14 protein-coding genes are annotated in these 15,257 nt (G+C 64.5%); 1 reads left to right on the forward strand and 13 read right to left on the reverse strand.

Going from position 1 to position 15,257, the window contains the following annotated elements; translation table 11 throughout:
- Positions 1–242 (forward strand): hypothetical protein (locus tag AC5WEY_RS25755; RefSeq protein WP_495648099.1); only part of this gene is annotated, 242 nt, incomplete at its 5' end.
- 160 nt (positions 243–402) lie between these two features.
- Here AC5WEY_RS25755 and tyrS read toward each other — a convergent pair.
- The 13 genes from tyrS to AC5WEY_RS25820 form a co-directional block, all read right to left on the reverse strand.
- The gene (gene tyrS, locus AC5WEY_RS25760) at positions 403–1,677 is read right to left on the reverse strand and encodes a tyrosine--tRNA ligase (RefSeq protein ID WP_495648100.1); all 1,275 of its coding nucleotides are present in this window, start codon (positions 1,675–1,677) and stop codon (positions 403–405) included.
- A 38-nt stretch (positions 1,678–1,715) separates the two neighbouring features.
- Positions 1,716–2,369, reverse strand: coding sequence for a DNA-3-methyladenine glycosylase (locus tag AC5WEY_RS25765; protein ID WP_495648101.1), 654 nt, complete (start codon positions 2,367–2,369; stop codon positions 1,716–1,718).
- A 239-nt stretch (positions 2,370–2,608) separates the two neighbouring features.
- The gene (locus AC5WEY_RS25770) at positions 2,609–2,815 is read right to left on the reverse strand and encodes a Trm112 family protein (RefSeq protein ID WP_032378947.1); all 207 of its coding nucleotides are present in this window, start codon (positions 2,813–2,815) and stop codon (positions 2,609–2,611) included.
- A gap of 118 nt (positions 2,816–2,933) precedes the next feature.
- Positions 2,934–5,951: an AMP-binding protein gene (locus AC5WEY_RS25775; RefSeq protein WP_495648102.1), complete on the reverse strand. Its 3,018-nt coding sequence runs from the start codon at positions 5,949–5,951 to the stop codon at positions 2,934–2,936.
- Positions 5,952–6,060: 109 nt separating this feature from the next.
- Positions 6,061–7,509, reverse strand: coding sequence for an argininosuccinate lyase (gene argH / locus AC5WEY_RS25780; protein WP_495648103.1), 1,449 nt, complete (start codon positions 7,507–7,509; stop codon positions 6,061–6,063).
- On the reverse strand, positions 7,506–8,705 hold the full coding sequence (locus AC5WEY_RS25785; RefSeq protein ID WP_495648104.1) for an argininosuccinate synthase: 1,200 nt from the start codon (positions 8,703–8,705) through the stop codon (positions 7,506–7,508). Before AC5WEY_RS25785 ends, argH begins: the two co-directional genes overlap by 4 nt.
- A 51-nt stretch (positions 8,706–8,756) precedes the next feature.
- Positions 8,757–9,272 carry an arginine repressor gene (locus tag AC5WEY_RS25790; protein WP_057476212.1) on the reverse strand — a complete coding sequence of 172 codons (516 nt, stop codon included), beginning with the start codon at positions 9,270–9,272 and terminating at the stop codon, positions 8,757–8,759.
- A complete protein-coding gene (gene argF, locus AC5WEY_RS25795) occupies positions 9,269–10,204 on the reverse strand; it encodes an ornithine carbamoyltransferase (RefSeq protein WP_495648105.1) in 936 nt (311 codons plus the stop codon). The genes AC5WEY_RS25790 and argF overlap by 4 nt, the downstream gene beginning before the upstream one ends.
- Entirely contained in the window at positions 10,201–11,406 is a 1,206-nt protein-coding gene (locus tag AC5WEY_RS25800) for an acetylornithine transaminase (RefSeq protein WP_495648106.1), read from the reverse strand. The genes argF and AC5WEY_RS25800 overlap by 4 nt, the downstream gene beginning before the upstream one ends.
- Complete coding sequence (gene argB / locus AC5WEY_RS25805; RefSeq protein WP_495648107.1) at positions 11,403–12,317, reverse strand: acetylglutamate kinase; 915 nt, start codon at positions 12,315–12,317, stop codon at positions 11,403–11,405. Before argB ends, AC5WEY_RS25800 begins: the two co-directional genes overlap by 4 nt.
- Positions 12,314–13,552 (reverse strand): bifunctional glutamate N-acetyltransferase/amino-acid acetyltransferase ArgJ, encoded by a 1,239-nt coding sequence (argJ, locus tag AC5WEY_RS25810; RefSeq protein ID WP_495648108.1) that lies wholly within the window; start codon positions 13,550–13,552, stop codon positions 12,314–12,316. Before argJ ends, argB begins: the two co-directional genes overlap by 4 nt.
- Positions 13,549–14,604, reverse strand: a complete 1,056-nt coding sequence (gene argC, locus AC5WEY_RS25815; protein WP_495648109.1) for an N-acetyl-gamma-glutamyl-phosphate reductase — start codon at positions 14,602–14,604, stop codon at positions 13,549–13,551. Before argC ends, argJ begins: the two co-directional genes overlap by 4 nt.
- A 52-nt stretch (positions 14,605–14,656) precedes the next feature.
- Entirely contained in the window at positions 14,657–15,208 is a 552-nt protein-coding gene (locus AC5WEY_RS25820; protein WP_495648110.1) for a hypothetical protein, read from the reverse strand.
- Positions 15,209–15,257: the final 49 nt, after the last annotated feature.

Raw genomic sequence — 15,257 nt, forward strand, 5'->3', positions numbered from 1 at the left:
GCACTGACATTCATCGACACACTGTTGAGTTCTCAAAGAACACGCACACACCATTCACCATCGAGCAGATGCTCGTAGATGTCCGGGGCAACCGTTCCAGTTTAGATCAGATGGTCGAGCACAGTCAAACTGGCTTCTCATCCAAGGAAGTCGAACCTTGCGGCTCCACTCTCCATGTCGTCGAAAGCGAACTCCGCTTCGCTCAGGCCTTGCGGTCTGGGCTGGCGTCCGTGTCGCTCTGACCTGGACAAAGTTACGCCCCGGATAACAACGCGTCAAATCCCCAGGTCGTTCACACGCGAATCGTGTGAACAGCCTGGTCGCAACTGGTCGACTACCCACCCGACGGGCGTAGAAACCAAATTACATGGATGTGACTCCGGCCACTGACAACGAGCGAAGCTAGCTCGAGACCCGCGCACCGGCGAAGTTCCGCTTTCCGCGTCGAACCACCAGCCACCGTCCGTGAAGAAGATCGTCGGCGGTGGGCGTCCAGTCCTCGTCGGAAATCTTGACGTTGTTGACCGATGCGCCGCCCTCCTTGACCGCACGCCGAGCCGCGCCTTTGCTGTCGCTCAGTCCCGTGGCGACAAGCAGATCCACGATGGTCTTCGGAGCACCGACCTCGATGTCGGCCACAGATGCTTCCTGCAACGCGGCGGCGAGAGTCTTCTCGTCGAGTTCTGCCAGTTCTGCACGTCCGAAAAGTGCCTGACTGGCGAGTTCGACCGATCGAGTCGACTCTTCCCCGTGTACGAGGGTGGTCATTTCCGCGGCGAGACGTTTTTGTGCTTCGCGCGCGTGCGGACGCTCCGAAGTGGCGACTTCGAGTTCGGCCAACTCCTCTTTCGAAAGGAATGTGAACCAACGCAGGTACTTCACGACGTCCGCGTCACCGGTATTGACGAAGTACTGGTACCAGGCATACGGGCTCGTCATCTCCGGGTCGAGCCACAGGCTGCCGCCACCGGTGGATTTGCCGAACTTCTTACCGTCGGCAGAGGTGACCAGGGGAACGGTCATTGCGTGGACCGACTCGGCATCCTGGCGTCTGTTCAGTTCCACACCGGCAATGATGTTGCCCCACTGATCGGAGCCACCGATCTGAAGACTGCAGCCGTACTCACGGCGAAGCTGTACGTAGTCGTTGGCCTGCAACAGCATGTAACTGAACTCGGTGTACGACATTCCGTCGCTCTCGAGCCTGTTCTTGACCGTCTCGCGGGCGAGCATCACGTTGATCGAGAAATGCTTGCCGATATCGCGCAGAAAATCGATGGCGGACAGCTCGCCCGTCCACGACAGATTGTTCACCACCACCGCACCCGTGGGGCTGTCGTCCAAGTCGACGAAACGCTCGAGCTGACCTCGAATTCGCGTTGCCCACTCGGTGACGACCTCGGGAGAATTCATGGTCCGCTCCCCCACGTCGCGAGGGTCACCGATCAGTCCCGTCGCTCCGCCGGCGAGAATGATCGGCCGATGTCCGGCCCGCTGAAACCGCTTGAGAGCGAGCAACGGCACCAAGTGCCCGGCGTGCAGCGACGGACCGGTCGGATCGAAACCGGAATACAGCGTGATCGGACCCTCGGACGTCGCCTTCCTCAGCGCGTCCACATCGGTGGACTGCGCGATCAGTCCGCGCCAGGTCATTTCGTCGATGATGTTCTCACTCACGACGTCGATCTTCCCGCATCGACGCATCGACCCGTCGGTCAGGCCTCCAGGCCACCGGGCACCGCGGCCCGGGGACTGCGTTTGTAGCTCGATACCGCCGAAGATCCACGAATCCAGAAGCGCCACGGTCGGTCAGCTGCCAGACTCACCCCGACACGTGGGCCGGACGCGACAGCCTGCTCCGGCATCGGGCGCGGGAGTAGCTGGAGGGTGACAGCGGACGAGGCGTCGAACAGTTCCGTTCCGTTCTCCGCCAGCGAGACGCCCAAGGCTCGACCGAGATTGCCCGGCCCGCGGGCCCAGCCGGCCTCCACCCGCGCAGACCGTGGACTGCGGCCGGCGCGCCTGCTGTCGACGATGTCGTGACCGGCCACGACTTCACCCGCACGGAGTAACACGGCGGCGGCCGTCCCGTCCGGACCGCAGCTGACGTTCATGCATAGGTGCATGCCGTAACTCAGGTACACGTACAGCCGGCCCGCCGGCCCGAACATCACCTCGTTACGAGGTGTCTGACCACGAAAGGAGTGCGCCGCCGGGTCGGGCCACGGACCATCCAGTGGACCTCCGTATGCCTCTACTTCCACGATGCGCAGAGACACTTCGCCTGCGTGGACGGTTGCCCCGAGAATGCGTTGGGCTGCGTCGTCCGGCCCTGCTCTTTCCAAGTCAGCGACGTTCACCCGTCCCATGATGCTGCGCCCTCGACGACAACGCGCCGACGGGGCCATGACTACGGCATCCGATGGAAACTTGCAGGCCTGTCGGGAGTACGGCGCATTGGCTCGCACCGAAAATGAAGCCGTCCAGTTCGTGCCGGTCGTCGTAGTCCCTCAGCCGGTTCTGTGCGAACACCTGAAGTTCACCGCTGCCACCCTGACCGGATCGGACTCGTCACTACGCCGCTCGATCCCGCGAGCAAGCAGGAGTTTTACGAGGTGGCCCGAGCCAGAATCGACTCGTGCTCGGCGTCGTCCACATCACGCGCGTCGTCGGCGAGCAGGACCGGGATGCCGTTCTCTATCGGATATGCGCGACGCAGTCGCGGGTTGTAGAGCAGTTCGCCCTCGACCAGCAACAGCGAACCCTTGTCCACCGGGCACGCGAGAATGGAAAGCAGTGTCGAATCGATTGCCACAAGTGTCCTTCGTTCTGCTCCGATCGAGCCGGAGTGATGTACTCGACCACGCTACCGAACGAGCCTTTCCCTGCAGGCTCCACTCCTGATCTTCGAGCCGCTCCTGCAGGCTCGACTCCTAGGAGGACTTTTCGGCGGACTCGCCCCTACCCACAAAGTGTTCGGCGACAACAGCTTTGGTCAAACGGCGGTAGCTGTTGGACTCCGAGTCGTAAAACCACGACCGAGCACTGGGCGTCGGGATGCCCGCTTCCTTCAGCGCCGTCGCATTGGGTCGGTACGCGCGGCCCACCGGGATCTCGGAGACCACGTGCACGATCGCCGGACGCTCGGCTGGGAGCAGCACACCGAGCGCGTCCGTCAACGCACGAGCGGTGATCACAGCTTCGTGCTGCAACGAGATGGCGCAGACAGCGACCTCGGTGGCCGCAGCGTCGGCACGAACCGACCGCGGGCGATCTCCGGTGACGTGTACGCCGTACACCACAGCCGAATCGACCTGGTCGAGATCGCCGACAGCATCGACGATGGGCTGGGTGTAGACCGGACCGCACGACGACCGTACGACGGTGTCCTTGCGGTCGATCAACCAGTAATCTCCGTCGGAATCGCGTCGGAACAGATTCTCGGTGGGAATCCACGCGTCCGTAGGCTCGAAAACACCACGCATCACATGGCTGGTCGCCTCGCCCTCGCCACTCGGTCGACCCAAGAGAAGCCCGATCTCGTTGTCACGGCACTGCCGAACGAAACCGTCGTCGTCCTCTTCCAGTCTGCCCGTGATCGGGTCGTAGGCCGCAAGGGCAACCCGGGCACTGCCGGGCAGGGGGCGACCTTTCGAACCGATCTTCGATCCAGCAACGTTGGCAAGAATGACGTCGTTCTCGGTCGATGCGTAGAACTCGAGCACCCGAGCCGGGCTGAACCGAGCGAGCGTGCGGCGCCACAGTCCGACCGGCATGCCCGAACCGATGAACAGGCGAACCGGGTGGCCGGAATCGACCGGGAAACGACCGTCGTCCAGAATCTGCCGCATCATCGTCCACGTGTAACTGACCACGGTCACGCCGTAGCGGTAGACCTCTTCGCTGAATCGCTCGGGGTCGAGACCGCGGGAGAGCGCAATCCGAGACCCACCCGCGAGCGCGCCCCCGATCGTGACCAGAATTCCAGCCGAATGGTGCAGCGGCGCAAGGCAGTACACGGTATCGCCAGGACCGAGCGCAGCCGTGGTCGCCGTACCGAATGCCGAGAGCGCCCAGCGGTGATTGGTGATGTATCGGGGTTCCAGTCCACGATCGGTCGTCGTGAACAGGATCATCGCCAGTTCACGAGCGCGGCCCGGATCGGGCTCGTACCACTGAGGTAAGCGCACCGAGTCGGGATCGATGGACTCGAGATCGATCACCTCGTATCCCGTCGGAATCTCGAGTCGGCGGGTCTCGCCACCACCGAGTACCAGAACATTCGGTGTCACCGGTACTGCGGCCGCTACGTTCTCGGGATCGGCGATCACCGTATCGACGTCGACCGTCCGGAGTGCGGCAGTCAGGTCGCTGCCCGGCTGCAACAGAACAGGCACCGCCCCGATTCGGGACAGGGCCGCCATGGCGGCCAACGCACTGGGACGGGTCTCCATCAGAACACCGATGCGCGACGCGGGCCGCACCCCGACACTGATCAGACCGCGCACCACATTGTCGATACGAACGTTGACCGCGTCGTAGGTGTGCACGCGGTCATCGAACAGGAAGCACTCGCCGTTCGGAGACTTGCGCCCCTGCTCGGCGATCAAGCGCCCCAACGACACTCGGCTGTGCGGCTGCATCTGGCCGAGCCGCGCAAGTCGAGGCAACGTCCGCACGGCCTCGGACGAAATTTCACGGGTGCCTCGTACCGCGCCGGTCGCGGCCGATGCCAGCCCCCGGCCGACGCCGACGCCGACCTCGGCAATCGAGGCCGCCGTGTGGATCAAACGATTGGTGATCGACACACCGCTGTCGGAATCTCCGTGGTCCTCGCGCTCCATCACACGGACAGCCTCGGGCTTCGGTCCGAGATCCTCACGCCACCGAATCCAGTTGCCCGTCGTCGGCCACGTCTGTGCAGCTGCCGTACTGCCGACGACGAGGCCGAAATGGCCTGCGCGCAAAGTCGTCTCGAAGACCTGCGCGCGCGGTGCCGCTCGCTGGATTCCGCGTACGGCCAAGGGCTGACCGATGTCGTCGACCTCGCCGACGAAAGCCAGCACCGGCACCGTCAGTTCGGCCAGAGTCAACAACCTGTCCTTGATGACGAACCCGCCCGTCATCATGCGGTTGTGCACGACGAACTGCTTCAACAGCTCCGCCACGGCTGGGCCGGACCACGCCACCCACCCGTCCATCGCCAGAAAGCGTCGCTGCGGCTCGCGCGGCAACAATGCTTCACGGTCGTGCAACTGCCGCAGGAAATCCAGGCGGGATCGGACGGTTTTCGCTGGATCGAGGAGCTGAAATCCCGTCCGCGCCATCCATCCCGAGACAGCCAGCCGGGTGAAGACGTGGTCGGCGAGAAACTCTGCGCCCCGAGTGGCAACGCCGGCCGGAATTCCCAGCGGCAACCCGGCCAGCGTGTCGACCGGCGCTCCGAACGTGATGAGGCTGGCCAGGTTTCGGCCCCCTCGATAGGCAGCAGCTTGGTAGCAGAACATCCCGCCCTGCGAGTAGCCACCGAGGTGAACGTCTCGGCCGGTGTACTCGTGCACCTTGTCGACGACCTCACTGATCGCCACGACGTGATCGGCGAGAGTACGGCTCCACCCACCCTCTTCGGTATCCGGCGAACCGAAATCGACCACCCATGGATCCAGGCCCATCCCGTGCAGAATCCCGGCTGCACCCTGATCGGTCGTGACGTCGTAGACATCGGCGGACACCATCATCGGCGGAATGAGCACCACCGGAGGACTATCCGCAGGCACGTCGTCGGGGAAGTATCGCCGCAACCGATACATGGGCTCCCGGTCCATCACCCGGAACGGCGACGGGTCCACCTCGGTTTCGAGACCACCGAGACGAATGACCTCGAGACCGTTCTGGGCCGTGGCGATGGCACGGCGCAGTGGACCACGTACGGCGTCTGCATTCAGTCCCACAACTACACTCCTGCGTTCGGCCCCGACGGAACGACCGGCATCGGTCTTCACGTGACGAAAGCTTCTCACATCACATTCAACGGAACCGGCGTGGATGTCCCTTGCTCGCCTAGTGTTGCAACACCGGTTCCTCGGCCCACGCACGAAGCGTCGAAGCGCTCGCCCGCACACCACCGAGCTGATGCGCCACCTGCACCGCGGCAGTGCCGCCGCGAGCATCACGCGACGAAATGGAACCCTCTACCGTCAGCACCTCGCGAACATTCGGAGTCAGTGCTGGATCGATCGCGGCCAGCTCGTCATCGGTCAGATCGACCAGACCCACGCCCCGCGCTTCCGCCGCCCGGACGCACGCTCCAGCCGCCTCGTGGGCAACGCGGAAGGCAATACCCTGCCGCACCATCCATTCGGCGATGTCGGTGGCCAGCGTGAATCCGGCCGGTGCCAACTCGGCCATGCGTTCGGTGTGGAACTCGAGCGTCGCCGTCAATCCGGTGAGCGCCGGGAGCAACAGCTCGAGTTGCGCCACCGAATCGAACACCGGCTCCTTGTCTTCCTGAAGATCGCGGTTGTAGGCCAGGGGCTGCGCCTTCAACGTGGCCAGCAGGCCGGTCAGGTTTCCGATCAAACGGCCGGTCTTTCCGCGGGTCAGTTCGGCAACGTCGGGATTCTTCTTCTGCGGCATGATGGAGCTGCCCGTCGACCATGCGTCGGCCAAGGTCACGTATCCGTATTCGGGGGTGCTCCACGAGATGACCTCCTCGGCGAAACGAGACAGATCCACCGCCGTCATCGCCAGCACGAATGCGGCCTCCGCAGCGAAGTCACGCGAGGACGTGGCGTCGATCGAGTTCTCGGCGGACGACTCGAACCCGAGCTCGGCCGCGATCTTCTCCGGACTCAGGCCCAGAGACGAACCGGCGAGCGCACCGGAACCGTAGGGCGACACCGCCGCTCGCTTGTCGAAGTCGGCAAACCTCTGCACGTCCCGCAACAGCGGATGAGTGTGCGCCAACAGATGATGCGCGAGCAGCACCGGCTGGGCTGCCTGCGAATGAGTCTTGCCCGGCATGACCGCCGTCGGGTGCGCCGCAGCCTGAGTTGCCAGGGCATCGACCACATCGAGAACGCCGACGGAGACCCGGCGAACCGCGTCGCGCAGCCACATTCGGAACAGCGTCGCCACCTGGTCGTTTCGCGATCGGCCTGCGCGCAGCCGGCCACCGATCTCGGGTCCGACGCGGTCGATGAGCCCGCGCTCGAGAGCACCGTGCACGTCTTCGTCGGTCTCCGCTGCTGCGAAAGCGCCCGAGTCGACATCGTCTGCGAGGCGTTGCAGACCGTCGAGCATGGTCTCGAGATCCTGTGGGGTGAGCAGTCCGGCACCGTTCAGCACGCGCGCATGCGCCATCGATGCTCGGATGTCGTAGGGCGCAAGTACCCAGTCGAAGTGCGTCGACTTGCTCAGAGCCGCCATAGCCGCGGCCGGCCCGGACGCGAACCTGCCACCCCAGAGCGAGCCTTCGTTGGTTCCGTGTGCGCTGTCCGAAGTTGTCACAGGCCCAGGTCCCGCTTCGCTGCGATCTTCGAGGACAGGCCGTGCAGCTGAACGAATCCCTTGGCCGCGGACTGGTCGAACGTGTCGCCCTCGTCGTAGGTCGCGAGATTGAAGTCGTACAGCGACTCGCCACTACGACGCCCGTTGACGATGATGCCTCCTGCATGCAGGACCAGACGGATGTCGCCGGACACGTGCTCCTGCGTGTGCTGGACGAACGTGTCGAGAGCGCCCTTGAGCGGCGAGTACCACAATCCGTCGTACACCAGCTCGGCCCACTTCTGATCGGTGTGGCGCTTGTAGCGGCCCAGTTCGCGCTCGAGGGTCACATGCTCGAGCTCCTCGTGCGCGCGGATGAGCACCATGGCTCCCGGTGCCTCGTAGATCTCACGACTCTTGATGCCGACGAGTCGATCCTCGACGACATCGAGGCGGCCGACACCCTGCGCGCCCGCGCGAGTGTTGAGCTCTTGGATCGCTTCGAGTACCGAAACCGGACGGCCGTCGATCGCGACGGGACGACCTTTGTCGAAGGAGACGATCAGTTCGTCCGGGGCCTGGAAGTTGACCGTCGGATCCTCGGTGTAGTCGTAGACGTCCTTGGTCGGCGCGTTCCACAGATCTTCGAGGAATCCGGTTTCGACCGCACGGCCCCAGACGTTCTGGTCGATCGAGAACGGCGACTTGGTGGTCACGTTGATCGGGATGTCGTTCTCTTCCGCAAACTTGATCGCCTTCTCTCGGGTCCACGCATAGTCGCGGACCGGCGCCAGCACCTCGAGCTCGGGGGCGAGAGTGTTGAAGCCGACCTCGAACCGAACCTGATCGTTGCCCTTACCTGTGCACCCGTGTGCGACAACGGTTCCGCCGTGCGCCCGCGCGTTCTCCACGAGGTGCTTGACGATCAACGGACGGCTGATGGCCGACACCAGCGGGTACCGATCCATGTACAGCGCATTGGACTGCACCGTCGGCAGGCAGTACTCCTCCGCGAACTCGTCCCGAGCATCGACAACAACGGATTCGACTGCGCCGCAATCGAGTGCACGCTGACGCACGACGTCCATGTCCTCCCCGCCCTGACCGAGATCGATGGCGACAGCGACGACCTCCTTGCCGGTCTCCCTCCCGATCCAGCTGATGGCGACGGAGGTGTCGAGTCCGCCGGAATAGGCGAGGATGACGCGTTCGGCCATGGTGTTCAAGCTCCTTCGTTGTTCTTGGTGCGCATGATGGGAAACTGGATCTCAGTTTCCGCGTCGAGCAAGCTTCTCGATCTTGTCCGCGACCTCGCCACCGGTATGTGGCTCGCGGGCTATCAACAGAATCGTGTCGTCACCTGCAATGGTCCCGACTATCTCGGGCATCGCAGCACGATCCAGAGCGCTGGCCAGGTAGTGCGCCGCGCCGGGCGGTGTTCGGAGCACGGCCTGGTTACCGCTGTGATCGGTGGACACCAACAACTCCCCCAGCAACTTCAGGAGGCGGTCGGTGCCGCCGGACACCCCGCGGACCGGGCTACCGTCCTCGGGCACGACGTACACGCCCACTCCGCCGTCCGGAGCGCGCAGTTTCACCGCACCCAATTCCTCGAGATCCCGCGAGAGTGTGGCCTGAGTGGTGTCGATCCCCTCGGCTGCGAGCAACGACGCCAGCTGCGGTTGACTGCGTACCTGATGCGTGGCCAGCAACGCGATGATCCGCGCCTGCCTGCCTGCCCGGGTCGACGCGGTCAACGGCATCGCACTGACGTCCTCGCTCATGGTCGCCGGGCCTGTTCGAGCAGCCAGACCAGCAGAGCTTTCTGCGCGTGCAGACGGTTCTCCGCCTCGTCCCACACGACGCTCTGTGGACCGTCGAGAACCTCGTCGGTGATCTCCTCGCCCCGATGTGCGGGGAGGCAGTGCAGCACCACAGCGTCGGACTGGGCCTTGGACAGGAGATCGGAGTCGATTCGATACGGCCGGAACGGAGCGACACGATCGAGACCGTCGTTCTCCTGGCCCATCGACGTCCAGGTATCGGTGACCAGCGCATCGGCACCGGCAGCGGCCTCGTCTGGATCTTCGGTGATGGTGATGGTGGCCCCGGTTTCTTCGGCGCGCGCACGGGCGGCGTCGAGAACATACCCGAGCGGCGCGAATTCCTTGGGTGCGGCGATCCTGAGGTTCAGCCCTGCTGTCACCCCGCCGATGAGCAGCGAGTGCGCCATGTTGTTGGCACCGTCACCGAAATAGGCCAACGTGCGCCCCTTCAGGTTCCCCTTGTGCTCGATCAGGGTCTGCAGATCGGCGAGTACCTGGCACGGGTGAAATTCGTTCGACAGGGCGTTGACGATGGGAATCGTTGCGCCGGTTGCCATCTGCTCGAGCCGCTTCTGCCCGAAAGTCCGCCACACGACTGCCTCGACGTAGCGCGAGAGCACCCGGCCGGTGTCCTGCAGCGTCTCTTCGCGACCGAGTTGGGTATCGCTTCCGGTGACCACGACGGCATGCCCGCCCAGTTGCGCGATGCCCAGCTCGAAGGAGAAGCGAGTACGGGTGGAGTTCTTCTCGAAGATGACGCCGATACCCTTCGGACCCTCGAGCGGGCGCTTCGAGAACGGTGCGCGCTTGAGTTCGGCTGCCAGAGCGAGGATCTCGCCCTGCTGCTGTGGGGTGACGTCGTCGTCGCGGAGAAAGTGCTGAACGGTCATGGCTGATGAGCCTCCTGTGCTGCGTCGAGAATTGCCGGTAATGCCGTCACGAACGACGCGGCTTGCTCTTCGGTGATGATCAGTGGTGGTGCGAGTCGGAGCACGTCCGGCTGCGCGGCATTGAGAAGAAAGCCTGCGTCGCGCGCGGCCGCTTCTGCTGCCGGCGCGATCGCAGCGGTGAGCACAACTCCCAGAAGGAGCCCCGATCCCCGGACATGGCTGACGAGAGGGTGTTCGAGGGCCTCGATGGAGTGAGCGATGGTCTTGCCGATGCTGTCGGCACGGGAGAGGAGATCCTCGTCGGCGATGGTGCGCAACACCGCAAGCGCGGCAGCGGCACACACGGGATTACCACCGAAAGTGGTGCCGTGCTTACCCGGATGCAGCAGTTCCCCCGCGGCTCCGATACCGATGCACGCACCGATGGGAAGGCCACCGCCCAGGCCCTTCGCGAGCGTGATGACGTCGGGCACGATGCCGACAGACTGATGGGCGTAGAACCACCCGGTTCGACCGATTCCGGTCTGCACCTCGTCGAGCACCAGCAGTGCACCGTGTTTCGCGGTGATCTCGCGCGCAGCGAGGAGGTATCCCTCGGGCGGAACCACCACACCGCCCTCACCCATGATGGGTTCGAGAAACACTGCGGCGGTATCGGAATCGACGGCGGCTTCGAGTGCGGCCACGTCCCCGTAGGGAACGTGCTGCACACCGGCAGGCATCGGCTCGAACGGTATCCGCTTGTCTGCCTGCCCGGTCAGTGCCAGAGCACCCATCGTCCGTCCGTGGAAGGCCTTCTCCGCCGCGACGATGTTGGGCCGGCCGGTCAGCCGCGCGATCTTGAAGGCCGCCTCGTTGGCCTCGGCGCCGGAGTTGCAGAAGAACACTCGTCCGGTAGCGCCTGTTCCGAGGTGGGCGAGCAACTGCTCGGCCAACGCGATCGCGGGTTCTGTCGCATACAGATTCGAGGTGTGTCCCAGCGTGGACAGCTGCGTGTTGACCGCCTCGATCACCGCCGGATGGGCGTGGCCCAGGATGTTCACGGCAATACCGGCGAGAAGGTCGAGGTACTGCTTGCCGTCGGCGTCGGTCACCACTGCACCGTCACCGCGGACGAGCGCCACACGCGGCACGCCGTAGTTGTCCATCAGCGAATTCGACCACCGCTGTTGAAGATCGAGCGTGGACTCCGTGCCGGTCATGGCATGACTCCTGACGTAGAAGAGTGATCGGGGGTGACCATGGTGCCGATCCCCTGGCCGGTGAAGAGTTCCACCAGAACCGAATGTTCGACGCGCCCGTCGATGACGTGTGCAGTCGGCACACCTGCTCGAACGGCGCGCAGGCACGCTTCCATCTTCGGCACCATCCCGGCGTCGAGTGAGGGCAGCAACGCATCGAGCGCGGACGCATCGATTTCGGACGTCAACGAAGTGCGATCCGGCCACGCGGTGTACAGACCCTCGACGTCGGTGAGCACGACCAGTTTTTCGGCACCGATGGCACTCGCCAGTGCGGCCGCGGCGGTGTCGGCGTTGATGTTGTGCACGACGCCGTCGCGGTCGGGAGCAATGGTGGATACCACCGGAATACGTCCGGCCGCAATGAGATCGAAGATCGCCTTCGGATCCACCGAGGTGACGTCGCCGACCAGACCGATGTCGGTCTGGTCGCCGTCGACGAGCACGGTTCGCCGGGTCGCCGTGAACAGGTGCGCGTCTTCGCCCGAGATGCCGACGGCATACGGCCCGTGACTGTTGATCAAGCCGACGAGTTCACGGCCGACCTGCCCGAACAGCACCATTCGCACGACGTCCATGACCTCGGGCGTCGTGACGCGGAATCCGCCGCGGAACTCGCCCGTCAACCCGAGCCGGGTGAGCATCGCCGAAATCTGCGGTCCACCACCGTGTACGACGACGGGATGGATGCCGACGGTACGCAGGAACACCATGTCGGCGGCGAACGCCCTTTTGAGATCGTCGTCGATCATGGCGTTTCCGCCGTACTTCACCACGACGGTTTTACCCGAGAATCGTTGCAGCCAGGGCAGAGCCTCGGCGAGAGTGAACGCCTTCTGCGCGGCCGTCAACTGCAGGGCTGCCGAAGTCATGACGAATACGCCGAATTCTCTTCGACGTATGCGTGCGACAGGTCGGTGGTTCGAATGGTGGCCGAACCGGCACCGAGACCGAGGTCTATGGTCACTTCGATATCGACACCGGACAGGTCGACCTCACGAGCACCCGGCGCGCCGACGCCGTCGATGCACACGGGATTACCGTTGAACGACACCGCAATTCGGTCGGGATCGAGTGCGATCGGCGCGATACCGATCGCAGCGAGCACCCGTCCCCAGTTCGGGTCCGAACCGAACAACGCCGTCTTGGTCAAACTGTCCCTGGCAACGGTCCGTGCGCCGATCAGGGCCTCGTCCTCCGACATCGCACCGGACACGGTGATCTTGACTCGCTTGGTCACGCCCTCCGCGTCGGCCATCATCTGATCGGCCAAGTCGTCGCACACCGCCAGGACCGCGGCGTCGAGGTCGTCCTGAGACGGTGCCACTCCACTGGCCCCGGACGACAGCAGGAGAACCGTGTCGTTGGTCGAGGACGCGCCGTCGACATCGAGCCGATCGTAGGACAGCCGAGTGGCCGCACGCAGGGCCTTGTCGAGCTGTTCCGCGGTGGCGACGGCATCGGTGGTGATGACGCTGAGCATCGTGGCCAGCGAGGGTGCCAGCATGCCTGCACCTTTGGCCATACCGCCGACGTTCCACTTGTCGACGTGATGAATCGCCGCCTGCTTCGGCACCGTATCCGTGGTCATGATCGCGTATGCCGCATCGGTACCACCCGAGATTCCGCCTGCGAGTTCATGCACCACCTCGGTCACACCGGGCAGCAGCTTGTCCATCGGCAGCCGGTCACCGATCAGGCCCGTCGAGCACACGGCAACCTCGATGGCCCCGGTCTCCGAACCCCAATTGCTCAGCGCGGACGCCACTTCCTCGGCCGTACGATGCGCATCCTGAAACCCGGGCGCACCCGTGCAGGCGTTGGCACCACCGGAGTTCAGAATCACCGCACGCAACCGCCCGGTGGAGAGCACCTGCTGGGACCACAGCACCGGAGCGGCCTTGACCTTGTTGCGGGTGAACACACCCGCTGCCGCGAAGTCGGGTCCTTCGTTGAACACCAGGGCCAGATCCGACCTGCCACTCACCTTGATACCGGCAGGAATTCCGGCCGCACGGAACCCGGCAGGCGAGGTGACTCCCTGTGTACGGACGAGCTTTCCTGCAGCCGAGTCGGTGGCCTCTGCCTCGCTGCGAACGCTGCTCATGGCGCTACTCCTACCGTAGAGAGACCATCGGTCTCGGTGATTCCCAGTGCAAGATTCATGGATTGAACGGCGGCTCCCGCCGTTCCCTTGGCCAAATTGTCGATGGCAGCGATGACGACGAGCAGGCCTGCGTCGGAATCGACCGACACGCTCATCTGTACGGCATTCGAGCCGATCACCGAACCGGTCTGCGGAAGACGGCCGGCGGGAAGCACGTGTACGAAGGGTTCTGCAGCGTAAGCCTTTTCGTACACCTCGACCGCCTGCTCCGCAGTGGCAGTGGTGATCGCGGTACAGGTCGCCAGAATTCCGCGGGGCATGGGCGCGAGAACGGGCGTGAACGACACCGCAACTGCGCTGCCGGCAACGGCGGAGAGATTCTGCACGATTTCCGGCGTGTGTCGGTGGGCACCCGCCACCGCGTACGCCCGAACAGAGCCCATCACCTCCGACCCCAGGAGGTCGGCCTTGGGAGCTCGACCGGCACCCGATGTACCGCTCACGGCAACGATATTGACCCGCGGCTCGATGATGCCGGCGGCAACGGCCGGCGCGAGCGCGAGAGATGACACCGTCGGATAGCAGCCGGGAACCGCGATGCGGGTCGCACCGACCAAACGCTCTCGAAGGCCCGGCAGCTCCGGCAACCCGTACGGCCAGCTGCCCGCATGCGGACTCTTGTAGTACTTCTCCCAGGCCGCACCGTCGGTGAGGCGGAAGTCCGCGCCGCAGTCGATGATCACCACCGACTCGGGCAGCTCGAGTGCAAGCTCGGCGGACTTGCCATGCGGGAGCCCGAGGAACACGACATCATGGCCGGCCAGCTCGTCGACGGTGGTCGGACCGAGAACTCGGTCCGCCAGCGGCAACAGATGCGGATGGAACTCTCCGAGCGTGGAGCCGGCATTGCCGCCGGCCGTCAGGGAACCGATGACCAGCGAACCGTCGCGCACCGCCGGGTGCCCGAGCAGAAGCCGAAGAATTTCACCGCCGGCGTACCCACTTGCGCCCGCTACCGCAATGCGCCTCGGCACGGCCTCCGAAATAGTCATGCGGTTTATTATGCAGCATCATGCAAGCTCATTCATGAACGGGTCCGGTGTGTCAGCTTCCACCCATGGACTTACGGATCTCGTCGAGCTTCTTGCGGCCGGCTTCCTGACGGTCGTTCCACTGCTTGTCCAGATCCTGACCGGCCCGGGACTCCCGGTCCAACTCCTCGGCTCCGACGGCCGTTCCCGAACGATGGTCCACCCTCTCGCGGACACCGTCCCAGGTGGGCACTCCGGATTCGGTGAAGCCGCCGGCGGCATCGCCTGTATACCCACCGCCTGCCCCGACGGGCATATCGTCGACCAATTCCGCATCGATGATGCCCGGCACCGTGCCGCCCAGTGGAGCCCCGGGCGGCGGATCTCCGAGCGGCTGATCGATGCGAGGCCTCGTGATCTGCGGAACGTCGACATCGGGCACCGTTCCGGGCGGCGCGCCGCGATCGGGTCCAGCAGGTTCGGGCTCGGCGGTGCCCAACTCGGCGGCCAATGCGGCGGCCGCAGCCGCTACCGGGGCCAGCCGCGGTCGACCGGCAACCGCCGCGAGGACGTCGTTCACAACCTGCAGATCGGACGCCGTGCCGTCTGCTCCGGATTCACTCATTCGTTGCTCCCGTCACCGTGGGCGTTCGTGACTCCACGCTACGGAACCG

This window comes from Rhodococcoides sp. S146-33, from assembly GCF_059489205.1.

Excerpts from the sequence above, each read along its gene's own strand:
- AC5WEY_RS25765 (WP_495648101.1), bottom strand. The coding sequence starts at position 2,369 with ATGGGACGGGTGAACGTCGCTGACTTGGAAAGAGCAGGGCCGGACGAC.
- AC5WEY_RS25785 (WP_495648104.1), bottom strand. The coding sequence starts at position 8,705 with ATGGCCGAACGCGTCATCCTCGCCTATTCCGGCGGACTCGACACCTCC.
- AC5WEY_RS25790 (WP_057476212.1), bottom strand. The coding sequence starts at position 9,272 with ATGAGCGAGGACGTCAGTGCGATGCCGTTGACCGCGTCGACCCGGGCA.
- argF (WP_495648105.1), bottom strand. The coding sequence starts at position 10,204 with ATGACCGTTCAGCACTTTCTCCGCGACGACGACGTCACCCCACAGCAG.
- AC5WEY_RS25800 (WP_495648106.1), bottom strand. The coding sequence starts at position 11,406 with ATGACCGGCACGGAGTCCACGCTCGATCTTCAACAGCGGTGGTCGAAT.
- argB (WP_495648107.1), bottom strand. The coding sequence starts at position 12,317 with ATGACTTCGGCAGCCCTGCAGTTGACGGCCGCGCAGAAGGCGTTCACT.
- argJ (WP_495648108.1), bottom strand. The coding sequence starts at position 13,552 with ATGAGCAGCGTTCGCAGCGAGGCAGAGGCCACCGACTCGGCTGCAGGA.
- argC (WP_495648109.1), bottom strand. The coding sequence starts at position 14,604 with ATGACTATTTCGGAGGCCGTGCCGAGGCGCATTGCGGTAGCGGGCGCA.
- AC5WEY_RS25820 (WP_495648110.1), bottom strand. The coding sequence starts at position 15,208 with ATGAGTGAATCCGGAGCAGACGGCACGGCGTCCGATCTGCAGGTTGTG.